Raw genomic sequence first — 20316 nt, forward strand, 5'->3', positions numbered from 1 at the left:
CTGCCCGGCCTGATCGCGTTCGTCCTGGCGGTGATCCTGACGATCAGCCAGATCGTCCAGGTCTGCCTCACGACGATCGTGCCGGTGCTCGCCTACCGCGGCGGGCTGGACACCACCGAGATCGGGGCTGTCTTCATCGTCATCGGGATCGCGCAGCTGATCCTCGCGGCGCTGACCACGATCCTGGGCGTCGTGGCCGTCTCGCGCCGGGGAGCCCCGAAGACGCTGGCCGCGATCGCCCTGGGCGCCGGCGCGAACGGAGTGATCGTGCAGCTGTCCGCGCTGATCCTGCCTCCGCTGATCGGCGTCGGCCTGTCCTGATCCCGGCGGCGGACGGTTCCGCCGTCCTCGCCCGACGCTAGGTCGCGCGTCCGGCGCTGTAGTGGTTCTGCACCTGCGCCTGAGTGAGGGCGGTGGAGTAGACCGCGGCGTAGCGGAGGCTGCCGCTGAAGTAGGCCGGGCCGACGTTGGGCCAGGGAGCCGCCGAGGGTGTCGTAGCCGATCCGCCAGTAGCCGGTGGTGTTCTCGGGGCTTCGGTAGGCGGCGTTGGAGGCGACCCGCTGCCCGTCGAGGTAGAGGGTCATGCCGGTGGTCGGCGAGAGGGTCGAGACGACGTGGTGCCAGTTGCCGTCGTTCACGGCGGTCGGGCTCGTCAGGGCTTCGACGCCGAAGTTGTAGATGCCGAAGACGAGCTTCCCGTCGCGCCCGATGTAGGTGTGGCGGTCGTATTGGCCGCCGCCTGCGGAGGCGCCGGCGCCGAAGGAGAAGAGCTTGCCGCCGGCGACGGTGGTCTTGAACCAGATCTCTGTGCTGAAGGTCGTGGGGTTCCTCAGCTCGAGCGTGTTGGTGAGGTGGTTCGTCGTGCCGTTGAGCAGCCAGGATCCGCCCGCGTCGCGGGGGCACGCCTTCGGTGTCGTGGACGAGCTCGTCATCACGCCCTGGTAGGTGCCGGGGTACCTGCCCGAGTCGGTGTCGGCGGCGGTGCGCGAGTTGGAGGCCTGCGCGAGTGTGTAGGAGAAGAGCGCGGCGGTCCTGTCGGCGGCGTAGGCCGCGTCGCAGGTGAAGAAAGCGGCGGCGCTGCCGACGGTGTTGTTCGAGTTCGTGATGGCGGCGGTGTAGGCGCCCGAGGTGGCGGGCGTCAGCAGCAGTCCGCCGGCGAGGGCGGCCACGGCGACGGCCGCGAGGGCCTTCCGCGGCTGCGCGAGAGCGGAGCGGAGGCGCGCGAGGAGCGGGACCCGCACGACGCGGTGACGGCTCATCGGGTCGCCTCCTTCGCGGCGGCGCGGCGGCCGTGCTCGGTGTGCTCGGTCGCGGCGGGCAGCCCGATCGCGAACGTGTAGATCAGGGGCAGGGCGCACAGCAGCGCGAACACGATCCAGCCCCAGACGGGCAGGTGCAGAGCGGAGGAGACGCTGTACCAGTCCTGCTCGTTCGCGGGGACCTTCAGCCGTCCGACCTCGCCCGAGACCAGGTCCGCCGGGGCGGCGCCCTCGGCGCTGACGCGGATGGGCAGCAGTCCGGTCGACACCAGCACGGCGTCGGTGAACCCGTTCGAGACGGTGGCCTCGAGGACCACCAGGCCGACGAAGGGGCGCAGGAGGAAGACGGTGATCGAGGCGACCAGCGAGAGGCCCAGGATCCGCATCGCCGCGCGGGTGGGTGGGCGAGGGCAGCAGGCGGGTGAGCAGCTGCACCAGGACGGCGCCGGCGAGCAGGAGGGGGAGCGCCTTGGCGAGCCAGCCGACGCCGGGGAGCGACGTGGTGACGACTCCGATCAGCTGCTCCTGGCCGGTGGCCCACGGGTCGACGGCTCCGTTGATGTCGCCCTGGGTGACGAGGGTGCCCTCGGGGGCGATCTCGACCACGCGGTGGGTGTAGGTCTCGTCGGGCGTGGTGGAGGGGTGGAAGCTGACGACGTCGCCGACGCGGACGTCCTGGATCGCGGTGGGAGTGGTGAGGACGAGCGTGCCGACCGGCGCGAAGGTGCCCATCGACGGGGTCTGCACGATGAACCAGCGGCCGCCGGAGGCCTGGAAGAGGAGGCCGAGGGCGACGACGCCGAGGAGGAGGACGGAGGCGGTCCAGATCAGCGCGGTCCGCAGGCGCCTGGGGGAGCGCGGTGCGGGGGTGGCGGCGGGAGCGGCGGCGGCGGGGGTGTCCGTGAGCGTCATGTCCTCCGCCTCCTCGACGGTGTCGAGAGCGGGGCCGCCTCGGGTGCGGCCCCGCTCATCGGGTGGTGCGGTGCGGGGCCGCTTCGGGTGCGGTTCCGCTCGGGGTGGTGCGTGCGGGACCGGAGGGGCGGTTCCGCGATTCGGGTGGGGGGAGTGGCGGGGAAGCCGGGGTGGTGCGGGTGTTGTGGGGGTGGTGCGGGTGTTTCAGGGGGTGGGTGCGCCGGGGACTAGCTCGCGAAGGTCCAGGTGAGGGGGAGCGAGGCGGAGAGGTTCTGGTAGGTGTTGCCGGCGGAGTTGTCGAGGGTGACGGCGATGGTGAAGGGGGTGCTGGTGCCTGCGGCGACGGGGGCGGTGGCGAGCGACTTGGCGGCGGTGCCGGCGAGGGCGGCGGCGGTGCCGTTGTAGACGGTGGTGCTGCCGGAGGTGATGAGGACGTTCACCTTGGCGCAGAAGTCGGTGGCGGTGCCGGCCGGGCTGCCGTTGGCGCCCTGCGTGCAGGCGGAGCCGGGGGTCAGGGTGAAGGTGTTCGCCGCGACGGTGCCGGCGTTCTTGATCGTGATCGAGGTGCTGACGGTCTGGCCGGGGACCATCGTGGTCGAGCCGCCGAACTTGTTGATGGTCGAGCAGGTCGCGGTGTTGGTGCTGATGGAGCCGCCGTCGGTGCTGAGGCAGGTGACGGGGTCGTGCCGGTCGACTTCTCCTCCATGATGAGGGAGCCGGAGGCGGCGGTGTTGTTCGAGTTGGTGATGCTGGCGACGAAGCCGGACAGGGTTCCGGACATCGAGACGGAGAGCAGTGCGGCGGCGGCGACGCTGGTCGCGATCACCAGCGGGGCGAAACGAACGCGCTTGGTCTTGGTGGTGGCGGTGTGGTTCGACATGACAGGACTCCTGATCGGGTAGAAGGTGAACTGCCGGGCAGTTCGTCTCGGTGCTGCTGATTGCTTGATGATTAAGCTACTCCGCGATAAAGATACTTTTCAATTAGACTTTTACCCCCTGTTAGTGGGACGCCGCCCTCGAGGTGTCCCTCCCCGCTCGAGAAGGCTCCGCATGACTCCGACCCCCACCCCGCCCGACGGCGAGGCCGGCATCACCTCGGTGGCGCACCTGCGCCACGCGCTCCGTCTGCTCGAGACCGCGCAGCGGCAGCTGCGCAGCAGCATCGCGTCCGAGGTCGGCGTGGGGCTCTCGGAGCTGACGGCCCTCGAGACCATCTCCGACCTGACCGGTCTCACCCCCAAGATGCTCGGCCTCGAGCTCGGCCTCACCACCGGCGCCGTGACGGCCCTGCTCGACCGGCTCGCCGCCTCCGGGCACGTCGACCGGCTCCCGAATCCGCGCGACCGGCGCAGCGTCCTGCTCGGGCTCACCGACTCCGGCGCCGCGCTGCTGTCCCGCGTCGAGGAGCGCTACGACGCCGTGAGCGCCGAGGTGCTGCGCGCCTCGCCGCGCCTGGGCGAGGAGGACATGGCCGAGGAGCTGGCGCGCCGCTGCCGTCATCACCGCGCACACCATCCGCTGACGCGGCGCGGGCGGTAGCGTCGGAGCGCCCTGCCGTCACGGGCTGCAGGAGGAGGAATCGTGAGCGAGCCCCGCGAGGTCCCGTCCGAGTCGCCGTTCGCGCTCCTCGGCGACGAGGAGGCGGCCGTCTGGTACTCCTACATGAAGGTGCACCTGCGCCTGCGCTACGAGCTCAACCACCAGCCTCCGCACGGCGACCGGGCTGTCCCTGGCCGACTACGACGTGCTCGTCGCGCTGACGAGCGAACCCGACGGTCGGATGAGCGTCGCGGACCTCGCCGCGAGGATCGGATGGGAGCGCAGCCGGGTCTCGCACCGGCTCCGGGGCCTGCGCGAGCGCGAGCTCGTCGAGACGCGGCCCGCGCCCCGCGATCTGCGCAGCACCGAGGTCGTACTCACCGAGGTCGGCCGCACGGTGCTGCGGGAGGCCGGGCCCGGCCACATCGACTTCGTGCGCCGCGCGTTCCTCGACGCGCTCGACCCGGAGCGGATGGCGGCGATGCGCGAGTCGCTCGACGCCGTCTACGACCGGCTGATCGAGCACGGCACCTTCCGCGACCGGTGGACCACCCCCGACGCCTCTTCCCTTCCGCGTGAAGCTTCACCTATTCTGAGCGCACCGACCCGAGGAGCGCTGTGGACGAGACTCTCGCGACCCTGATCGACCGCGTCGCGATCCGCGAGCTCGTCGACACCTACGCGCGCGGGGCCGACCGCCGGGATGCGGCGCTGGAGGCGTCGGTGTTCGCCGACGACGGCGAGGTGCTCGTCGTCGCCGGCGACCCGGAGGCGACGGAGCCGCTCGACACGATCCGCGGACGGGACGCACTCGTGCGGACCTTCGAGGGCCTGATCGCGCAGTACGAGGCGACCACCTACCTGAACGGGCAGTCCTCGATCCGCTTCGCCACCGCCGACGTCGCCGAGGGCGAGACGTACTGCCTCGCGCTCCACCTGCTGCACGACGCCGGGCAGCGGTACCTGGTGACCATGTCGATCCGCTACCTCGACCGCTTCGAGCGGATCGACGGCCGCTGGAGGATCGCGGTGCGCCGCCTCGTCATCGACTGGACCGACCGCTCGCCGTCGTCGCCGTGACACGCCCCACCACCACCGAAGGAGAACCATGCCCCTGGACACCCTGATGCACGCCAACCTCTTCGAGGTGTTCGGCGAGCGCGACTCCGAGAAGCGCCGCGCCGCGATCACACGCACCTACACACCCGACGTCGAGTTCCTCGATCCCGAGGAGGTGGTCGTCGGCCACGACGCCCTGCACGCGAAGGCGCAGCGCCTGCTCGACGACGCCCCCGGCTTCGTCTTCTCGGCCGTCGGCCCCGTGTACGAGAACCACGACCTCGGCCACCTCGCCTGGAACTTCGGTCCCGAGGGAGCGCCTCCGGTCGTGTCCGGGCTCGACATCTGCCTCGTCGTCGACGGACGGATCGCGAAGATCTACACGACCCTCACCTGAGCGGACCTCAGACCGTCATGTCCCCCACCGGCGGCTCGGACCCGAGGATCCGGTAGCGCAGCTGCACGACCCCGCGGGGCGAGGTGGCCGCCGGTTCGAGGAGTTCCAGCATCGCGGGGCCGCACCGCCCTCGAAGACCCGCTTGCCCGCGCCGAGCACGATCGGATGGAGCCACAGCGTCAGCTCGTCGGCGAGGCGCTCGGCGAGCAGGGTCTGCACCAGGTCGAGGCTGCCGATCACGTGGATCCGCTCGTGGCGCGTCCGCAGCTCGTGCACCGCCGCCGCCAGGTCGGGTCCGAGCAGGGTCGACCGCTCCCACGGCAGGGGCACGCCTCGACGGGACGCGACGTACTTGGGGATCGAGTTCAGCAGCCGGCCGATGCCGGGGTCGCCGTGCCGCGGCCAGTAGTCGGCGAAGATCTCGTAGGTCCGGCGGCCCAGCAGCAGCGCGTCCATCCCCTCCACGCCGGACTGCACCCAGGCGCCGGCGACCTCGTCGAGGAGCGGCGCCTGCCAGCCGCCGAACGCGAAGCCGCCCTGCTGATCCTCGTCCGGTCCGCCCGGCGACTGGGCGATGCCGTCGAGTGACGCGAACAGGTCGATGCGCACGAGTCCCACGGGCCGCTCCTCCGCTCAGGGCCGCCGTTGCCCGGCGGACGGGGAGACCGTCCCACACCGGCCGTCGGTCGGGCAAGGGCCGCGCGCGCCCTCCCGGCCGTAGGGTGGGCGCGTGGACGGGACCGGGGTGTTCGAGGCGGAGCGCGGCCGGCTGACCGGGCTCGCCTCACGGCTGCTCGGCGACCGGCACGAGGCCGAGGACATCGTCCAGCTGGCCTGGCTGCGACTGCACGGCAGCGACGCCGTGCTCGAGAACCCCGCCGCCTGGCTGACCACGGTGACCACGCGGCTCTGCCTCGACCGGCTCCGCGCCCGCATCCCCGAACCCATCGAGGCCCGAGAGGACGCCCCCGCGTCCGGTGTCGATCCCGCCGACTCCGTGGAGCGGAGCGAGGCGGTGGGGCGGGCGCTGCACGTCGTCGTCGACCGGCTCGCCCCGAACGAGCGGGTCGCGCTCGTGCTGCACGAGTCCTTCGGCTACTCCTTCGACACGATCGGCGGGATCCTCGACCGCTCGCCGGCCGCCGCGCGCAAGCTCGCCTCGAGGGCGCGCGAGAAGGTCGCGAGCGCCGGGCAGGACGGGCCGGTGTCCGATCGGAGCGTCGTCGACGCGTTCATGGCGGCGGCGCGGGGCGGCGACCTGGCCCGGCTCCTCGCGCTGCTCGCCCCCGGCGCGACGGTCCGCGCCGACGCCTCCGCGATCGCGGCGGGCACCCCCGAGCGGATCGACGGGCGCGAGGCCGTCGCCGCGTTCTTCGACGGCAGCGCGCACGCCGCGCTCCCGGTGCTCACCGCCGGACGGCCGGGGTTCGCCTGGTTCCACCTCGGCGAGGCCCGGGTGCTCTTCGACTTCGAGGTCGTGGACGGCCGGGTCGAGTCGATCGTGTTCCGCGCCGCTCCCGCGTCCCTGGCGGGCGTCGTGCGCCGGCCCCGCGACACGCCGGCGGTCACATCCGAGGGCCCCCGCCCGTCGGAGTAGCAGGAGCCGCCGCGCAGCGCGACGGCAAGGAGGAGGACACCGTGAAGACCATGACGTGCCGCGACCTCGGCGGGCCGTGCGCCCTCGAGCACCGCGGAGCCACCGCCGACGAGATCATCAACGCCCAGGACCGCCACTTGAAGGACGCGGTGAAGGCGGGCGACGAGTCGCACCGCGAGGCGCGCGAGGCGATGAAGGGCCGCTGGATGCGGCCCAAGAAGGCGCTCGACTGGTACAACGGCGTCAAGCGCGCCTACGCCGAGCTGCCCGAGGACTGAGCGCACGACGGCGCCCCTCCCTCCGCGGGGAGGAAGGGGCGCCGTCGTCGGTCAGCGGCGGGTCAGCAGGCGGCCGCCGCGTACGGCGCCGACCCGGAGAACGCGGGCTGGTCGACCGCGGTGCCCGTGACGGTGGCCGTCCCCGCGGGGACCGAGCGCAGGCGCGTGGTGAAGGCGGCCGAGGCGGAGGCGCCGGGGGCGACCGACGCGAACGACTTCGACCCGTAGGCGGCCTCGACCTGCACGGCGGCCGGAGCGGTGTCGGTGTTCCGCACCGTCACCGTGAGCACGACCTTGCCGGCGATGCAGCGCGTCGACGCCGTCGGAGCGAGCTCCAGCGTGTCCAGGCTCACCGCGGCCGAGGTCGAGGGCGACCAGGGCGTCGGTGTAGCCGTCGTGCGAGGCGGTGACGCCCGTGACTCCGGCCGGGACCGTCGCCGTGGCGGTGCCGCCGCTCAGGCGCACGGTCTGGCTCCAGCTGCCGCCGCGGAAGGTGACCGAGCCCGCCACGTCGCCGGAGTCGGCGGCCGTCACGGTCGCGGTCGCGGTCCGGCCCTCGACGGCGAGCGTCGTGGTCGAGCCGACGGCCTTGACGGGCGCCCACTCCTTCATCGCGGTGAGCACCGTCTGCGGGACGCTGACGAACGCGCCGTGGCGCGGGCTGGCCGGCAGGCCGCCTTCGTCGAGACGTTCCAGTCGGCCGACTTCGACAGGCGCGAGGCCTGCGAGCTGCCGGCGATCGCCGCGCCCGAGGTCACGAAGGCCTTGGTAGGCCGCCGCTGCCGTAGTTGTCGACGAGGAACGCGTAGCCGTCACCGGTACCCGTCGTGTCGTTCGGGCCGCCGGCGTTGAGCTTGACGATCTCGGGCCCTCGCCCTCCTGACCGGTCTCCAGGCGGGTCATGTTGGTGTCGGTGAGCTGCCAGGTCGTCGTGGGGTCGGCGCCCAGTTCGACGCGGTCGTCGGGGGCGGTGAGCACCGTCGACTTCTCGAGGAAGATGTCCTTCCCGGCCCGAGGACCCCGGCGGCGCCGCCCTCCTCGTTCTTGGTGAAGCGGTAGTAGTAGTCGCCGATCTTGGCGATCGTCGAGTCGATCCGCGCGTAGCCGGTGTCCTGCCACGTGGCGGCGGCTGCGTGAAGGTGCGGAAGTCGCGCGTGATCACCGAGAAGACGCGCGAGTAGAGCTTGTCGCCGTTCGTCTTCGTGGCATCGGAGTAGAGCCGCGACGAGAAGAAGACGACGTACGACTGCAGAGCGTCGTCCCAGTACGCCTCCGGGGCCCAGGTCATGCCGGCCGCGGGCTGGTTGACCGTGATGCCGGTGTCGGCGCCGTTGGTGCGGGTCCACTGCACCAGGTCGGTCGACTCCCAGACCTCGATCTTCAGGCTGCCCTTGGACTGGGCGTCGCCCCAGCTCGTGCCGCAGGAGATGCAGAGGTCGGTGGCGACCATGTAGTACTTGTCGCCTTTGTGCGAGCGGAGGATGAACGGGTCGCGCAGTCCGCGGGTGTCGGTCGTCGACGTGATCACGGCCTTGCCGCCGTTGACGGGGGAGAAGGTGAAGAAGTCGTTGCCCGACGTCGCCGCCTGGTAGATCTTCTCGTCGCCGTCGGACTTGAAGTGCTGCCGAGGCGTAGCCCGCGTCGGGAGCGGTGCGGCCCAGCTCGGCCACCGTGATGCGCGAAGGTGCGCGACTCCGAGACTCCGTTCAGCGTCGCGTTCGCGGTCAGGGTGACCGCCGCGTCGCCGCTGCCGTAGGCGGGCCGGGTGACGACTCCGCCGCCCTGGTAGGGGTCGGCCGCGCCGACGGCCGGCGCCTGGTAGCCCGCGGTGGTCGGAGTGACGAGCGCCGGGTCCGAGGACGTCCAGGTGATCGCGGTGCCGTTCTTCGCGCCCTTCACGACGAGGGGCAGGTTCTCGGTGGTGCGCGGAGCGAGCACGATGGCGTCGAGGTCGTCGTTGATCCGCGGAGCGAGCACGACGAGATCGAAGGTGATCGGGCCGCCGGAGCTCGGCGTCGCGGTCACGGTGACCGGGGTGTCGGTCGTGATCGTGCGCGAGACGACTCCGGTGGTCGAGACGACCGCGGGGTTCGTCGACGCCCAGCTGAGGGCGATGCCGTTGCTCGTCGTGGGGAGGTTCAGGTTCCCTGAGACGGCGGTGAGCGACGGGTTGCCGTTCAGCACCACCGGCAGCAGGTCGGAGCGCAGCAGCCCCGCCGTCGCCGCCGACTTGGCCTCCGCGGTGGGCATGCTCGTGGCGACCTGCTCGGCGGTGAGCGAGGTGTCCCAGAACTTCACGTCCGTGACGTCGCCCGTGAAGAGCGCATCGCCCTGGTAGAGGGAGCGGCCGAGGTAGCCGAGCGTGGTCCCGGACGGGATGATGCTCGCCATCGACTTGGCGGCGGTGACCGTCGAGATCTGCGCACCGTCGCGGTAGAGCGTGAGCGTGGTGCTCGAGCCCGTACCCGAGCCGACCATCGTGAGGGTCGTGAAGCCGGGGTTCAGCCCGCCGCCGGCCGGGAGCCGCGTCCTCGCCGTTGCCGGTGTCCTTCACCCGCATGCCCGCCAGCACCTGGGCGTTGTAGGCGCCCTCGGAGCTGCGCGGGTTCACGAACACGTGATTGCCCAGCGTCGTCGTGTTCCAGGGGCCGACGCCGTCGCCGATGACCTAGCCGAACTGGTTCGCCGAGGTCCGCGTCTTCACGGTGTACTCGACCGCGAAGGCGTTGTCGGTGCCCGTGACGAGGTTCTTCGGCAGGGCCGCGTAGCCGTTGGCGCGGAACCGGGCGACCTGGTCGCCGCCCGCGTCCGCGAAGGACGCGTCGGTCAAGCCGGTGAGCGTCGCGTTGCGGCCGCTGCCCGAGATGTCGAGGAGGCCGAGCCCGCGTGCGACATGTCGTAGTGGGCGCTCGGCGCGGGGACGTCGACCGCCGAGGCGGCCGTCGGCACGAGCACGCCGGTGAGGGCGACGCTCGTGCAGGCGAGGGTGGAGAGCAGGAGCGTGCGGGTCCGGCGCGCGGGCGCGGGGTGCTCCGAGGAGCGTCGTCTCATCATCGAGACCTTTCCGATCGGTGGGGTGGGGCTCCCGGGGTCGGCGCGGACGCTCGGCCCGGTCCGCGGTCCCCTCCATCGGGGAGAGCGGGGGTGTGTTCACGTTAACGCGCCCGGCACGGCGGGGAACAGTGCCGATGAACCCTTTCGGTAGAGAGGGTCGCGGACGCCGCGGGTCCGGCCTCGCTGACGCGCCGCCGGACCGCCGCGTCGGGATCCGGAGCTCCCCGCCGAGGTGGCCGCCGCTCCCGCCTCGCTGCCGACGACGTCGACGGGTCCCGCCGCGGGGTACACGAGTGTCCCGGAGGAGCGCCCGCCTCCCGTGATCGGAGCGCCACCATGTCCCGCGCGGCCGATCCCCGCGGAGCCCTCGGGTCTGGTGGACACGATCTCCCGTGCTCCGCTCCGGCCTGATCGCACGATCTGCGGCGTCGGTGACCTCGGTCGATGCCCGCATCGACCTTCGGCCTCCTCCTTGCAGCTCGCACGATCAGACCGTGCTCGCGACGGCGATCTCGTGTCCACCAGGCCCTAGTGTGTGTTCGCACGCGCCGCCGCGGGCAAGAGGAGGCTCGTCATGCCCGAGTGGTACACCCTCGGCGTCGTCGCGCTGGTGATCGTCGTGGTCGTCGTCGTGATCGTCCGGTTCCGCATCAACCCCGTCATCGCGCTCGCGCTGGGCGCCGCCGCGATCGGCCTGCTGACCGGACTCGGACCCGTCGACACGGTCTCGACCATGTCGACCGGCTTCGGCGAGGTGATGGCCGAGGCGGGCATCCTGATCGGCTGGGGCGTGCTGATCGGCGCGATGCTCAACGAGATGGGCGCGATCGTCCGCCTCGTCGAGGGCCTGATGCGCGTCCTCGGGCGCCGTGGGATCCCGTACGCGCTCGGACTCTCGCTCGCCACGTCACCTGCAGACGATCTTCGTCGACGTTCTGATCGTGATCGCCGCCCTGCTGGCCCGGAGGATCGCCCCGCGCCTGGGTCCCGCCGGTACCGGCATCATCGGCGTCACCTTCGCGGTCGGCCTCGAGATGGGCATCGTGATGATGGTGCCCGGCTTCGCGGCGGTCGCCCTGGCCGGGCTGCTCGGCGTCCCCCTCGGGGTCGCGATGCTCGGCGGCTTCGCCGTCGTCGCGCCCACCGTCGTGCTCACGATCCTGCTGATGTCGCTGGCCTTCCGGCTCGGCTTCGGGATCCGGAGCGCGATCAGCAGGTCGTCGTGCGCGACGACGACGAGGAGGCCGTGCTCGCCGGAGCGTCCGGCGCCGTCGGTTCCGCCGCCCCGGCCACCGGCACCGTCCGCACCGCCGTCGGCGGGGTGCCGCGCGGACCGGCCGCCCTCCGGCCCGGTGCCGTCGAGGAGCGCCAGCGCCCTCTCCTGCTGCTCTTCGCGCCCATGCTCGTGGCGCTCCTGCTGATCGCGTCGCAGGCCGTGCTGAGCGTGGCCGGCGCGGAGGTGCCCGCGATGCAGTTCCTCGGCAATCCGATCATCGCCCTGCTGCTCGCCGTCATCGCCACCGGAGTGATCGGCCGCCTCGCGGTCGGCACCAAGCGCATCGAGAAGGCCGTGGTGAAGGGCTTCCAGGACGGCGGCCAGATCTTCCTCCTCACCGGGATCGGCGGCCCTCGCCGCCGTCATCGCGCAGGGCGATCTGGGCGACGTGCTGAAGGGCTACTTCTCGGCGTCCTCCTTCGCTCCGCTGCTGCTCGTCTGGCTCATGGCCGCGGTGCTGCACATCGCCGTCGGATCGGTCACCCTCTCGGCGATCACCGCCGCCGGGGTCATCGCGCCGGTCGCGGCGTCGCTGGGCCTGGACCCGCTGCTGATCGCGCTCGCCGCGGGCTCCGGCGCGCTGTTCTGCATCCACGTCACCTCGAACACGTTCTGGCTGCTGCAGTCGTTCCTCGACCAGTCGGTGCGCGGTGCGCTCAAGACCGTGACGGTGGGGGTGTCGCTGGCGTCGGTGCTGGCGCTCGGGATGACGCTGGTGCTCTCGCTGTTCCTGTAGGGGAACGAGGCGGGCCCCGTTCCTGGTCGATGGCGCGGCTCCTGGCGCGCTGTGACTCGGCTGCCCGTTGAAAGCGAGGGAATGTCAGTGGTCGCTGGTTCTGTGCTCGTATGACGGGAACAGAAGTGGTGGAGGTGCTCGCGCTGGTGCGGGAGCGCGGGGACCGGGCGGGTGAGCTGGCGCGGTCGGCGTCGCCGGTGCTGCTGGCGGCGGCGATCGAGCTGCATGCGGCGTACGAGGCAGCGGTGTCATGCCCGGAGGCGTTCGCGCGGGGTCTGCCGCAGGGCGGGTCGGCGGATCTGGTGGAGCGCTCTGTCCGGGCGGAGCTCGCGGTCGGCTGTGGAGTGTCGGAGCGGGTGGTATCGCGGGATCTGGAGGAGGCGCGGCTGCTGATCGAGGATCTGCCGCGCACGCGCGAGGCGCTCGCGGGGGCACGACTGCGGTGGGAGGCGGGCCGCATCATCTGCGCGACCGCGGGCACCCTTCCAGCGGAGTCGCGAGCGGTGTTCGATGAGCGGGCGTGCGTGCTGGCGCTCGAGCTGACGCCCACGCAGCTGCGGCGCCGGGTGGCGCGGCTGCGTGACGAGCTGCACGTCGAGCCGCTCGCCGACCGGCACGCGCGGGCTCGGGAGGATCGTGCAGTGTGGGTGGTCCCGGAGGCGGACGGCATGGCGCTGCTCTGCGCGCTGCTGCCCGCTCCGGTCGCTGTCGGCGCGCACGCACGCCTCGACCGCATCGCGAGATGCCTGCGCGAGGGGGATGGACCCGGTGGCGCCGAGGAGGAGCGGACGCTCGCGCAGCTGCGCGCCGATGCGCTCGCCGACCTCCTGTGCGATGGGGACGTGACCGGCACGGCTCCCGGTGACACGCCGGCGGCCTCGACGTTCGTGCCGGGGTCCGTGCTCAGGTGCGTCTGACCCTCGCCGCGAGCACGGCCGCGGGACTCGACGACGCGCCCGCGGTCCTCGACGGCTACGGCCTGGTGCCCGCGGGTGCCGCTCGCGAGCTCGCCGGAGTCGCCTCGTCGTTCACGCGCGTCCTCACCGATCCGCGGACGGGCGCGGCGGTGTCGGTCGGGCGCACGCACCGGGTGCCGCCGCCGCAGATGCGCCTCGCTCTGCAGCTGCGCGATCAGACCTGCCGCTTCCCCGGCTGCACCCGCGTCGCGGCCCGGACGGAGGCGGATCACACGATCGAGTGGCGCCACGGAGGAGAGACCGCGCTCGAGAACCTCGCCTCGCTCTGCGTCGCCCACCACCACGTCCGCCACGGCGATCGCTGGACCTACGTCCTCCACCCCGACGGCACCGCCGACTGGACCACCCCCACCGGACGCCGCATCACCACGAGACCACCCGGCCTCGCCCCGACCCCCGCTGGCCGTCCCGCACGCCCGCTCTTCACCGACCCGCCCCCCTTCTGACGCGAGCAGTTCGAGTCGGGACCGGGGTCGTCCCGACCCGCTCTCCGACGTGTGTCGATCATGTTTCGGCCGCCGACACGCGCCCGAAACACGACTCACCTAGGTTCCTGAAAGGGTTCACACGCCATTCCGAGGTCGACGACGTCGAACGGGTGAGCGCGAGCCCCTGCACCTCTCCGCGCCACCTCACCGACCCACTCCGACACGGGAAGAACTCCGCTTGAGAACACGTACCGCCCTCGTCTCCGGCTGCGCCGCGCTCGCGCTCGCCACCGGCGGACTCCTCGTCGCGCCCGCCGCGACGGCCACCACCCTGCCCGGCAGCACCACGACCGCCCCCGACTACAGCCGCGTCGACCTCGTCCGCCCGGCAGCCGCTCCCGCCTCGCTCGTCGAGCCCGAGTCGTACCCGGTGCGCACCCCGCTGACGGAGGTGCCGGTCGATCCGACCGACGCCTCGCTGGTCCGCGGAGTCACGCCCTACGACGCCATCGCGCCGATGCTGAACGACCTCGCCGAGAGCTCCGACCGCGTCTCGACCCAGGTCGTCGGGCAGTCCGCCCTCGGGCGCGACATCTACCTCGTGACCCTGACCGCTCCCGAGACCGCGGCCGAGACCGCGCAGCAGGAGCAGTGGCGCGATCGGCTCAAGTACGACCCCGCGAGCGCGAAGGCCGATGCCGAGCTGATGGCCGGCTACAAGGTGCCGACCTGGTTCAACGGCAACATCCACGGCAACGAGTGGGAGGGCACCGACGCGATCCTGAACTACATCGAGCGCCTCGCCACCGCCGAGGACGCCGAGACCGAGGAGCTCCTCGCCGGCAACCGCCTCTACTTCACGGTCACGAACAACCCCGACGGGCGTGCGCTCGGCCAGCGGGCCGTCGCCACCGGCTACGACCCGAACCGCGACATGATCACCGGCGCGACGAACGAGTCGGCCGTCATCCGCGACCTCTCGAGCGTGCTGCAGCCCACGTACTTCATCGACATCCACGGCTACACCGGCATCCTGCAGGTCGAGCCGTGCGGCCCGCCCCACGGCGAGAACTACGAGTACGACCTCTTCCTGCCGCACGCCTACGCGACCGCGCTCGAGATCGAGCGCCGCGTCGTCGAGGCCGACGTGCCCGGCAACACCTACCTCGCGGCCGACGGCAGCGCGACGGAGGAGAACACCGGCAAGATCCTCATCCCCTACCGCGACATCCGCGCGGGCTGGGACGACTGGCCCCCGATCTTCGCCCCGCAGTACGTCGCCTTCCAGGGCGCGATCACGAACACGGTCGAGCTGCCCCTCGGGCGCACCGACGACGTGGCGCAGCACCAGGCCAACGCGGACATCGACATCGAGGTCGCCGACATCGTCATGGACGCGACGGTCGACTACATCGAGGCGAACCGCGACGCGCTGCTGACCAACCAGGTCGCGATCTTCGAGCGGGGCGTCACCGGCGCCCCCGCCGTCGAGATCCCCGCCGACGTCGCCCCGTCCGACCTCCCGGCCGGCACGCCGACCGAGTGGACCGAGATCTGGGACGAGACCGACGTCTACACGACCGAGTACCCCCGTGCCTACGCGATCCCGGTCGACGGCACCCAGCGCTCGACGTCCGACGCCGAGACCCTCGTCGCGCAGCTCCTCGCGCACGGCGTCGAGGTCGGCCGCACCACGTCCGAGATGACCGTCGAGGGCCGCACCTACGCGGCGGGCACCTACCTCGTCGACATGCACCAGAGCGTGCGAGGCCTCGCCAACGTCCTGCTGGCCGACGGCACCGACATCTCGGGCCGCGTGCCCGAGATGTACGACGTCTCGGCCTGGAGCCTCGCCCTGCTGTGGGGTGCCGACGTCCAGGCGCTGGGATCGACCACCGACGTCCTGCCGGACGTTCCCGTCGAGCCCGTCACCGGGGTCCTCCTCCAGCACCGTCCCGAGCGGAGCCGACCACCTCGCCTTCGAGCCGCGCGGCGTCCTGGAGTACCAGGCGGTGAACGCGCTGCTGGCCGACGGCATCGCGCTCGAGCAGTTCGAGGACGGCACGATCGCCCTCCGCGCCGACGACGCCGGTCTCGCGGCCGCGGAGGAGGCGGCGTCGGTCTTCGGAGTCGACTTCACGGCGACCACCGCCGAGCGGATCCGCGACGAGGAGGGCACCGCGCTCGCCTCCGTGCGCGTCGCCTACTCCGGCTCGCACGAGGACCGCGACGCCCTCGCCAAGCTCGGCTTCGCCGACGCGGTCGCCGTGGACGCCGAGACGCTGACCACGGGGGAGGCGACCCTCGCCGACGCCGACGTGCTGCTGCTCGGTCGCGCGCTGTCCTTCACTCCGGAGCAGGCCGCCGGCCGCACCGCGGTCGAGGAGTTCCTGGCCGCGGGCGGCGACGTCGTGGGCCGCGGAGCGGCGGGAGCCTCGTTCGCGACCGACTTCGCCCTCACCCAGCTCACCGCCACCACCGCCACCGGCGGCTCGAACGGCATCGTGTCGGTCGAGACCCCCGAGGGCGGCGTCCTCGGCGACTACCCGCAGGACACGGCGTTCGTCTCGCCCGCGATGTGGTTCTCGGACCTCGACGCGAGCGTCGCCATCGAGCAGACCTACGGCGACTTCGTGGCCGGTCACTGGACCGACAGCGAGGGCGCGTCGCGCACCGACGCGGCCGGACAGGCGTCCGCCGTCTCGTTCGCGACGGAGTCGGGCACCGAGGCGTTCCTCTTCGGCACCTCGCCGGTCTTCCGCAACCACCCGGTCGGCGCGTTCAGCGACGTGGCACGGGCCCTGCTCTCCGTCGTGCCGGAGGGCGCGGCGGTCGAGCTGCGCCCGCGACGCCGGAGCCGACGGCGACGCCGGAGCCGACCGTCGAGCCGACGGCGACGCCTGAGCCCACGGTCGAGCCGACGGCGACGCCGGAGCCGACGGTCGAGCCGACCGCGACGCCTGAGCCCACCGCCACGGCGGCGCCCACCGCCACGGCTGCTCCGTCCGCCACCGCGGTGCCCCTCCCGACGACCGGATCGGGCGGACTCGCCTCGACCGGTGTCGAGACCGGGCCGTGGCTGCTGCTGTCGGGAGGCGCGCTCGTCCTCGGACTCGGCGCCCTGCTGATCGCGCGCAGCCGCCGCGAGAGCACGGAGAGGCACCGAGAGCTAGCATCGGCGCACGGGAGGGGGCCGGCGAGCACGACTCGTCGGCCCCCTCCCGCGCCGCCCCCACTCCACCCCGATCCCGCCGTCCCCCCGATCCCGCCGTCCCCAGGAGGACCGATGCCGTCCCGCTCCACCCGCACCACCGGGATCGTCCTCGCGATCGTCGGCCTCGTGGCCGTCGTCGTCGCGATCGTCCTCCTCGTCCGTCCGGGCGGGGGAGCGGCGGCGCCCGGAGCGACCGCCGGCACGAGCCCGTCCGCGAGCGGGACAGCGCCCGCGGTGCAGGGCGGCCAGGCGTCCGCCGGACCCGGCCCGAGCGGGGACGCACCCGACGACCCGTCCGCCGAACCCTCCGCCGAATCCCCAGCTGCTCCGGCCCCCGACGCCTCCGCGCCTGCCGGCTCCGCTCCCGATGCCCCCGCTGCGGCGCCCGCGGTCGACGCCTTCTCGGCGTCGCCCTCGACAGTGTCGTGCGCCGGCGATCGCACGGCCGTCCGCCCCGTCTCGCTCTCGTGGTCGACCAGCGGAGGCGCGACCGCCCGCCTCGCGACCGGCACCACCGACGCCGGTGCGGGCGACCCGGTCGAGCTCTCCGCGTCCGGCTACGGGCTGAGCGTGGCCTGCCGCGACTCCGAGACCCTCGTCGCCCTCACCGTCGAGGGAGCCGACGGCTCCACCGCCCAGCGCACCCTCGTCATCTCCGCCGAGGACTGAGCACCCGCTCGACGCGCCCCGCACGGCAGAATGGAGCGCGATGACCTCCACACCGCCTCCGCTCGGCCTCCTCCTCGACGTCGACGGCCCCATCGCCAGCCCGATCAGCCGCACGATCGCGATCCCCGCCATCGCCGACGACCTCGTGCGCCTGGCGAACGCGGGCATCCCGATCGTCTTCAACACCGGCCGCTCGGACGCGTTCCTGCGCGAACGGGTGCTGCCGTCGCTGCTCGAGCGCGGGGTCTCGCCCGAGGCGCGCATCGTCTGCGTCTGCGAGAAGGGCGCCGTGTGGTTCACGGTCGACTACCGCGGCACGTCCGAGCCGATCGTCGACGAGTCCCTCGCGATCCCCGAGCCGGTCGCCCGCGATCTCGAGCGCATGATCCGCTCCGACTACGACGACCTCGTGTTCTTCGACGAGACCAAGCGCGCCATGGTCTCGGCCGAGCAGCTGGTCGACCTGCCCAGCGACGAGTACCTCGCCCGCCAGCTCGTCTTCGACGCCGACGCCCTGCAGATCATGACCGCGGCCGGCCTCGGGGTCGAGCGCCGCGGCATCCGCTACCCGGACGACTCCGGAGCCGTCGACTACCGCATCGACCCCACGGTCATCTCGACCGACATCGAGTCGAACCGCCTCGGCAAGGACCTCGGCGCCCAGCGCGCGGTCGAGCTGCTCGGCGCGACCGGTCCGATCCCGCAGCGCTGGCGCACCGTCGGTGACTCGCGCAGCGACTACGCCATGGCCGACTGGCTGTTCGAGCACGCGTACGACGTGGCCCACGTCGACGTCCGCCCCGCCGAGGGCGTGCCCGAGAAGCCCTACCCGGTCCTGGTGGTCGACGACCTGGTGAACGACGCGGCGGGCGCGGCGATCCTGCGCCGCTGGACCGAGCTCGTCGACGACGAGACGACTCCCGAGGCGGGCGACGGCGTCTCGCTGTACACCCGCGGCTGATCCGCCACCCCTCGTCCGCGCGGATCGCGGCCGCTAGCGTTCGAGGCATGAGAATCGCAGTCACCGGTGGATCCGGCAAACTCGGCCGCAGCGTCGTCGCCCGCCTCCGCGCATCCGGCCACGACGTCTACAACCTCGACCGCGCGGGCGAGCGCGGCGCCGGCTTCGTCCGCATCGACATCGCCGACTACGGGCAGGTGGTAGACGCGCTCCAGGCCGTCGGCGACCAGTACGAGGGCATCGACGCGCTCGTGCACCTCGCCGCGATCCCCGCGCCCGGCATCGTCCCCGACATCGCCACCTTCCAGAACAACATGCTCTCGACGTTCAACGCGTTCCACGCGGCGATCCGCTCGGGCATCCGGAACATCGTCTACGCGTCCAGCGAGACCGTCCTCGGCCTGCCGTTCGACGTGCCGCCGCCCTACATCCCGGTCGACGAGAAGTACCCGGCCCGTCCGGAGTCGGTCTACTCGCTCACCAAGCACCTCGAGGAGCAGCTCGCCATCGAGCTCTGCCGCTGGCACCCGGACCTCAAGATCTTCGGCCTGCGCTTCTCGAACGTGATGGACGAGGCCGACTACGCCGAGTTCCCCTCGTTCGACTCCGACGCGCTGCTGCGCAAGTGGAACCTCTGGGGCTACATCGACGGCCGCGACGGCGCTCAGGCCGTCGAGAAGGCGCTCGAGCACGAGGGGACCGGCTTCGACCGCTTCATCATCGCGGCGGCCGACACCGTCATGTCGCGCTCCAACGACGAGCTGATCGCCGAGGTGTTCCCCGGTGTCGAGGTGCGCGGCGAGGTCGGGGCGAACGAGACCCTGCTGTCGATCGACCACGCCCGCGAGGTGCTCGGCTACGCGCCCGAGCACTCGTGGCGCGACTCGCAGCAGGGCTGATCGGGCGACTCCGCCCGCAGCACCCTGCAGATCAGCACCCCGCACATCAGCACCCTGCACGAACGCGACCGGCCCGCCGGGATCCGAGGATCCGGCGGGCCGGTCCATTTCCGCAGGTGCGGCTAGCGCTGCATCAGCTGGGGATGTAGTTGAACGTGTCGGGGTCCGGTCCGGTGCGGTGGCCGCGGTCCAGTGCCGTGATGTCGGTCATCGACTCGTCGTCGAGCTCGAAGTCGAAGAGCGCGAAGTTCTCCTCGACGCGGGCACGCGTGACCGACTTGGGGAACACGATGTCGCCGCGCTGGATGTGCCAGCGGAGCACGACCTGCGCCGGGCTGCGGTCGACGTTGCGCGCGATGCGGGTGATCGTGTCGTCCTCGAGCACGAGGCCCTGGGCGATGGGCGACCACGCCTCGGTGGCGATGCCGTGCTCGACGCCGTACGCGCGGAGCTCGTCCTGCACGAGGTAGGGGTGCACCTCGATCTGGTTCACCGCGGGCACGATGGTGGCCTCGGCGCGCAGGCGGTTGAGGTGGTTCGTCTGGAAGTTGGAGACGCCGATCGCCTTCGCCTTGCCGCTGCGGTAGATCTCCTCCATCGCCTTCCAGGTCTCGAGGTAGTCGCCCACGTTCGGCAGCGGCCAGTGGATGAGGAACAGGTCGACGTAGTCGAACTTCAGCTCGCCGAGCGTCTGGTCGATCGCGGCGAGGGCGTCCTCGCGGGCGTGGAAGCCGTTGTTGAGCTTCGAGGTCACGAAGACCTCCGAGCGGTCGAGGCGGAGGCGCGCACGGCCTCGCCGACGCCCGCCTCGTTGCCGTACATCTCGGCCGTGTCGATGTGGCGGTAGCCGACCTCGAGCGCGGCGAGGGTGGCGTCCTTCGTCTCCGCGGGGTCGATCTGGAACACGCCGAAGCCCAGCTGCGGGATCTCCACTCCGTTGTTGAGGGTGATCGTGGGGACCGTGGTGGCGTCCGTGCTCATACTTGAGTCTCGTCCTTTCATCGGGGAGGCCGCGCGCTCGACGCCCGCGGCCAGAACTCCAGTCCACGCCCCGAGGCC

At 72.2% G+C, this 20316-nt stretch carries 24 protein-coding genes; 12 read left to right on the plus strand and 12 right to left on the minus strand.

Annotation, left to right across the window (positions count from 1 at the left end):
- Window positions 1-92: 92 nt before the first annotated feature.
- The 3 genes from AC0CII_RS22195 to AC0CII_RS22205 form a co-directional block, all read right to left on the minus strand.
- Window positions 93-2171 carry a signal peptidase I gene (locus tag AC0CII_RS22195; protein WP_465230656.1) on the minus strand — a complete coding sequence of 693 codons (2079 nt, stop codon included), beginning with the start codon at window positions 2169-2171 and terminating at the stop codon, window positions 93-95.
- Between the two features lie 227 nt (window positions 2172-2398).
- A complete protein-coding gene (locus AC0CII_RS22200; protein ID WP_465230657.1) occupies window positions 2399-2761 on the minus strand; it encodes a hypothetical protein in 363 nt (120 codons plus the stop codon).
- Window positions 2683-2997 carry a hypothetical protein gene (locus AC0CII_RS22205; protein WP_465230658.1) on the minus strand — a complete coding sequence of 105 codons (315 nt, stop codon included), beginning with the start codon at window positions 2995-2997 and terminating at the stop codon, window positions 2683-2685. Before AC0CII_RS22205 ends, AC0CII_RS22200 begins: the two co-directional genes overlap by 79 nt.
- Before the next feature lie 226 nt (window positions 2998-3223).
- On the opposite strand from AC0CII_RS22205, the gene AC0CII_RS22210 reads away from it, so the two are divergent.
- The gene (locus tag AC0CII_RS22210; RefSeq protein WP_465230659.1) at window positions 3224-3712 is read left to right on the plus strand and encodes a MarR family winged helix-turn-helix transcriptional regulator; all 489 of its coding nucleotides are present in this window, start codon (window positions 3224-3226) and stop codon (window positions 3710-3712) included.
- An 18-nt stretch (window positions 3713-3730) separates the two neighbouring features.
- Here AC0CII_RS22210 and AC0CII_RS22215 read toward each other — a convergent pair whose 3' ends face one another.
- Entirely contained in the window at window positions 3731-3874 is a 144-nt protein-coding gene (locus AC0CII_RS22215; protein ID WP_465230660.1) for a hypothetical protein, read from the minus strand.
- 79 nt (window positions 3875-3953) lie between these two features.
- On the opposite strand from AC0CII_RS22215, the gene AC0CII_RS22220 reads away from it, so the two are divergent.
- Genes AC0CII_RS22220 through AC0CII_RS22230 form a run of 3 tightly spaced genes read left to right on the plus strand, consistent with a single transcriptional unit; the run spans window position 3954 to window position 5168 of the window.
- The gene (locus AC0CII_RS22220) at window positions 3954-4355 is read left to right on the plus strand and encodes a MarR family winged helix-turn-helix transcriptional regulator (RefSeq protein WP_465230661.1); all 402 of its coding nucleotides are present in this window, start codon (window positions 3954-3956) and stop codon (window positions 4353-4355) included.
- On the plus strand, window positions 4331-4792 hold the full coding sequence (locus tag AC0CII_RS22225) for a nuclear transport factor 2 family protein (protein ID WP_465226424.1): 462 nt from the start codon (window positions 4331-4333) through the stop codon (window positions 4790-4792). Before AC0CII_RS22220 ends, AC0CII_RS22225 begins: the two co-directional genes overlap by 25 nt.
- Before the next feature lie 28 nt (window positions 4793-4820).
- Window positions 4821-5168 carry a nuclear transport factor 2 family protein gene (locus AC0CII_RS22230; protein ID WP_465226423.1) on the plus strand — a complete coding sequence of 116 codons (348 nt, stop codon included), beginning with the start codon at window positions 4821-4823 and terminating at the stop codon, window positions 5166-5168.
- 15 nt (window positions 5169-5183) lie between these two features.
- Here AC0CII_RS22230 and AC0CII_RS22235 read toward each other — a convergent pair whose 3' ends face one another.
- Complete coding sequence (locus tag AC0CII_RS22235; protein ID WP_465230662.1) at window positions 5184-5786, minus strand: dihydrofolate reductase family protein; 603 nt, start codon at window positions 5784-5786, stop codon at window positions 5184-5186.
- A gap of 112 nt (window positions 5787-5898) precedes the next feature.
- Here AC0CII_RS22235 and AC0CII_RS22240 point away from each other — a divergent pair, with 112 nt between their 5' ends.
- Together AC0CII_RS22240 and AC0CII_RS22245 are read left to right on the plus strand one after the other, a co-directional pair.
- The gene (locus tag AC0CII_RS22240; protein WP_465226421.1) at window positions 5899-6765 is read left to right on the plus strand and encodes a sigma-70 family RNA polymerase sigma factor; all 867 of its coding nucleotides are present in this window, start codon (window positions 5899-5901) and stop codon (window positions 6763-6765) included.
- A 50-nt stretch (window positions 6766-6815) separates the two neighbouring features.
- The gene (locus AC0CII_RS22245) at window positions 6816-7043 is read left to right on the plus strand and encodes a hypothetical protein (RefSeq protein WP_242683518.1); all 228 of its coding nucleotides are present in this window, start codon (window positions 6816-6818) and stop codon (window positions 7041-7043) included.
- Window positions 7044-7094: 51 nt separating this feature from the next.
- Here the strand turns inward: AC0CII_RS22245 and AC0CII_RS22250 are convergent, their stop codons facing one another.
- The 5 genes from AC0CII_RS22250 to AC0CII_RS22270 all read right to left on the minus strand — a co-directional run bounded on the left by AC0CII_RS22250 (window position 7095) and on the right by AC0CII_RS22270 (window position 10197).
- Entirely contained in the window at window positions 7095-7667 is a 573-nt protein-coding gene (locus AC0CII_RS22250; protein WP_465230663.1) for a hypothetical protein, read from the minus strand.
- Window positions 7652-7801, minus strand: a complete 150-nt coding sequence (locus AC0CII_RS22255; RefSeq protein ID WP_465230664.1) for a hypothetical protein — start codon at window positions 7799-7801, stop codon at window positions 7652-7654. The genes AC0CII_RS22250 and AC0CII_RS22255 overlap by 16 nt, the downstream gene beginning before the upstream one ends.
- The gene (locus tag AC0CII_RS22260; protein WP_465230665.1) at window positions 7798-8571 is read right to left on the minus strand and encodes a glycoside hydrolase family protein; all 774 of its coding nucleotides are present in this window, start codon (window positions 8569-8571) and stop codon (window positions 7798-7800) included. Before AC0CII_RS22260 ends, AC0CII_RS22255 begins: the two co-directional genes overlap by 4 nt.
- Window positions 8568-9521, minus strand: a complete 954-nt coding sequence (locus AC0CII_RS22265) for an immunoglobulin-like domain-containing protein (protein WP_465230666.1) — start codon at window positions 9519-9521, stop codon at window positions 8568-8570. The genes AC0CII_RS22260 and AC0CII_RS22265 overlap by 4 nt, the downstream gene beginning before the upstream one ends.
- Window positions 9522-9711: 190 nt before the next feature.
- A complete protein-coding gene (locus AC0CII_RS22270) occupies window positions 9712-10197 on the minus strand; it encodes a hypothetical protein (protein WP_465230667.1) in 486 nt (161 codons plus the stop codon).
- Window positions 10198-10671: 474 nt separating this feature from the next.
- On the opposite strand from AC0CII_RS22270, the gene AC0CII_RS22275 reads away from it, so the two are divergent.
- The 6 genes from AC0CII_RS22275 (at window position 10672) to AC0CII_RS22300 (ending at window position 19257) form a co-directional block, all read left to right on the plus strand.
- The gene (locus tag AC0CII_RS22275; protein WP_465230668.1) at window positions 10672-12180 is read left to right on the plus strand and encodes a GntT/GntP/DsdX family permease; all 1509 of its coding nucleotides are present in this window, start codon (window positions 10672-10674) and stop codon (window positions 12178-12180) included.
- A 63-nt stretch (window positions 12181-12243) separates the two neighbouring features.
- Window positions 12244-13026: a DUF222 domain-containing protein gene (locus tag AC0CII_RS22280; protein ID WP_465230669.1), complete on the plus strand. Its 783-nt coding sequence runs from the start codon at window positions 12244-12246 to the stop codon at window positions 13024-13026.
- Window positions 13017-13532 (plus strand): HNH endonuclease signature motif containing protein, encoded by a 516-nt coding sequence (locus AC0CII_RS22285; protein ID WP_465230670.1) that lies wholly within the window; start codon window positions 13017-13019, stop codon window positions 13530-13532. Before AC0CII_RS22280 ends, AC0CII_RS22285 begins: the two co-directional genes overlap by 10 nt.
- A gap of 220 nt (window positions 13533-13752) precedes the next feature.
- Window positions 13753-17397 carry a M14 family zinc carboxypeptidase gene (locus AC0CII_RS22290; RefSeq protein WP_465230671.1) on the plus strand — a complete coding sequence of 1215 codons (3645 nt, stop codon included), beginning with the start codon at window positions 13753-13755 and terminating at the stop codon, window positions 17395-17397.
- A gap of 40 nt (window positions 17398-17437) precedes the next feature.
- Entirely contained in the window at window positions 17438-18358 is a 921-nt protein-coding gene (locus AC0CII_RS22295; RefSeq protein ID WP_465226415.1) for an HAD family hydrolase, read from the plus strand.
- A gap of 47 nt (window positions 18359-18405) precedes the next feature.
- The gene (locus AC0CII_RS22300) at window positions 18406-19257 is read left to right on the plus strand and encodes an NAD-dependent epimerase/dehydratase family protein (RefSeq protein WP_465226414.1); all 852 of its coding nucleotides are present in this window, start codon (window positions 18406-18408) and stop codon (window positions 19255-19257) included.
- A 133-nt stretch (window positions 19258-19390) separates the two neighbouring features.
- On the opposite strand, the gene AC0CII_RS22305 is transcribed toward AC0CII_RS22300, so the two are convergent.
- Entirely contained in the window at window positions 19391-20011 is a 621-nt protein-coding gene (locus AC0CII_RS22305) for an aldo/keto reductase (RefSeq protein ID WP_465230672.1), read from the minus strand.
- Window positions 20008-20238, minus strand: coding sequence for an aldo/keto reductase (locus AC0CII_RS22310; protein ID WP_465230673.1), 231 nt, complete (start codon window positions 20236-20238; stop codon window positions 20008-20010). The genes AC0CII_RS22305 and AC0CII_RS22310 overlap by 4 nt, the downstream gene beginning before the upstream one ends.
- Between the last annotated feature and the right edge of the window lie 78 nt (window positions 20239-20316).

Source organism: Rathayibacter sp. AC182, assembly GCF_979253875.1.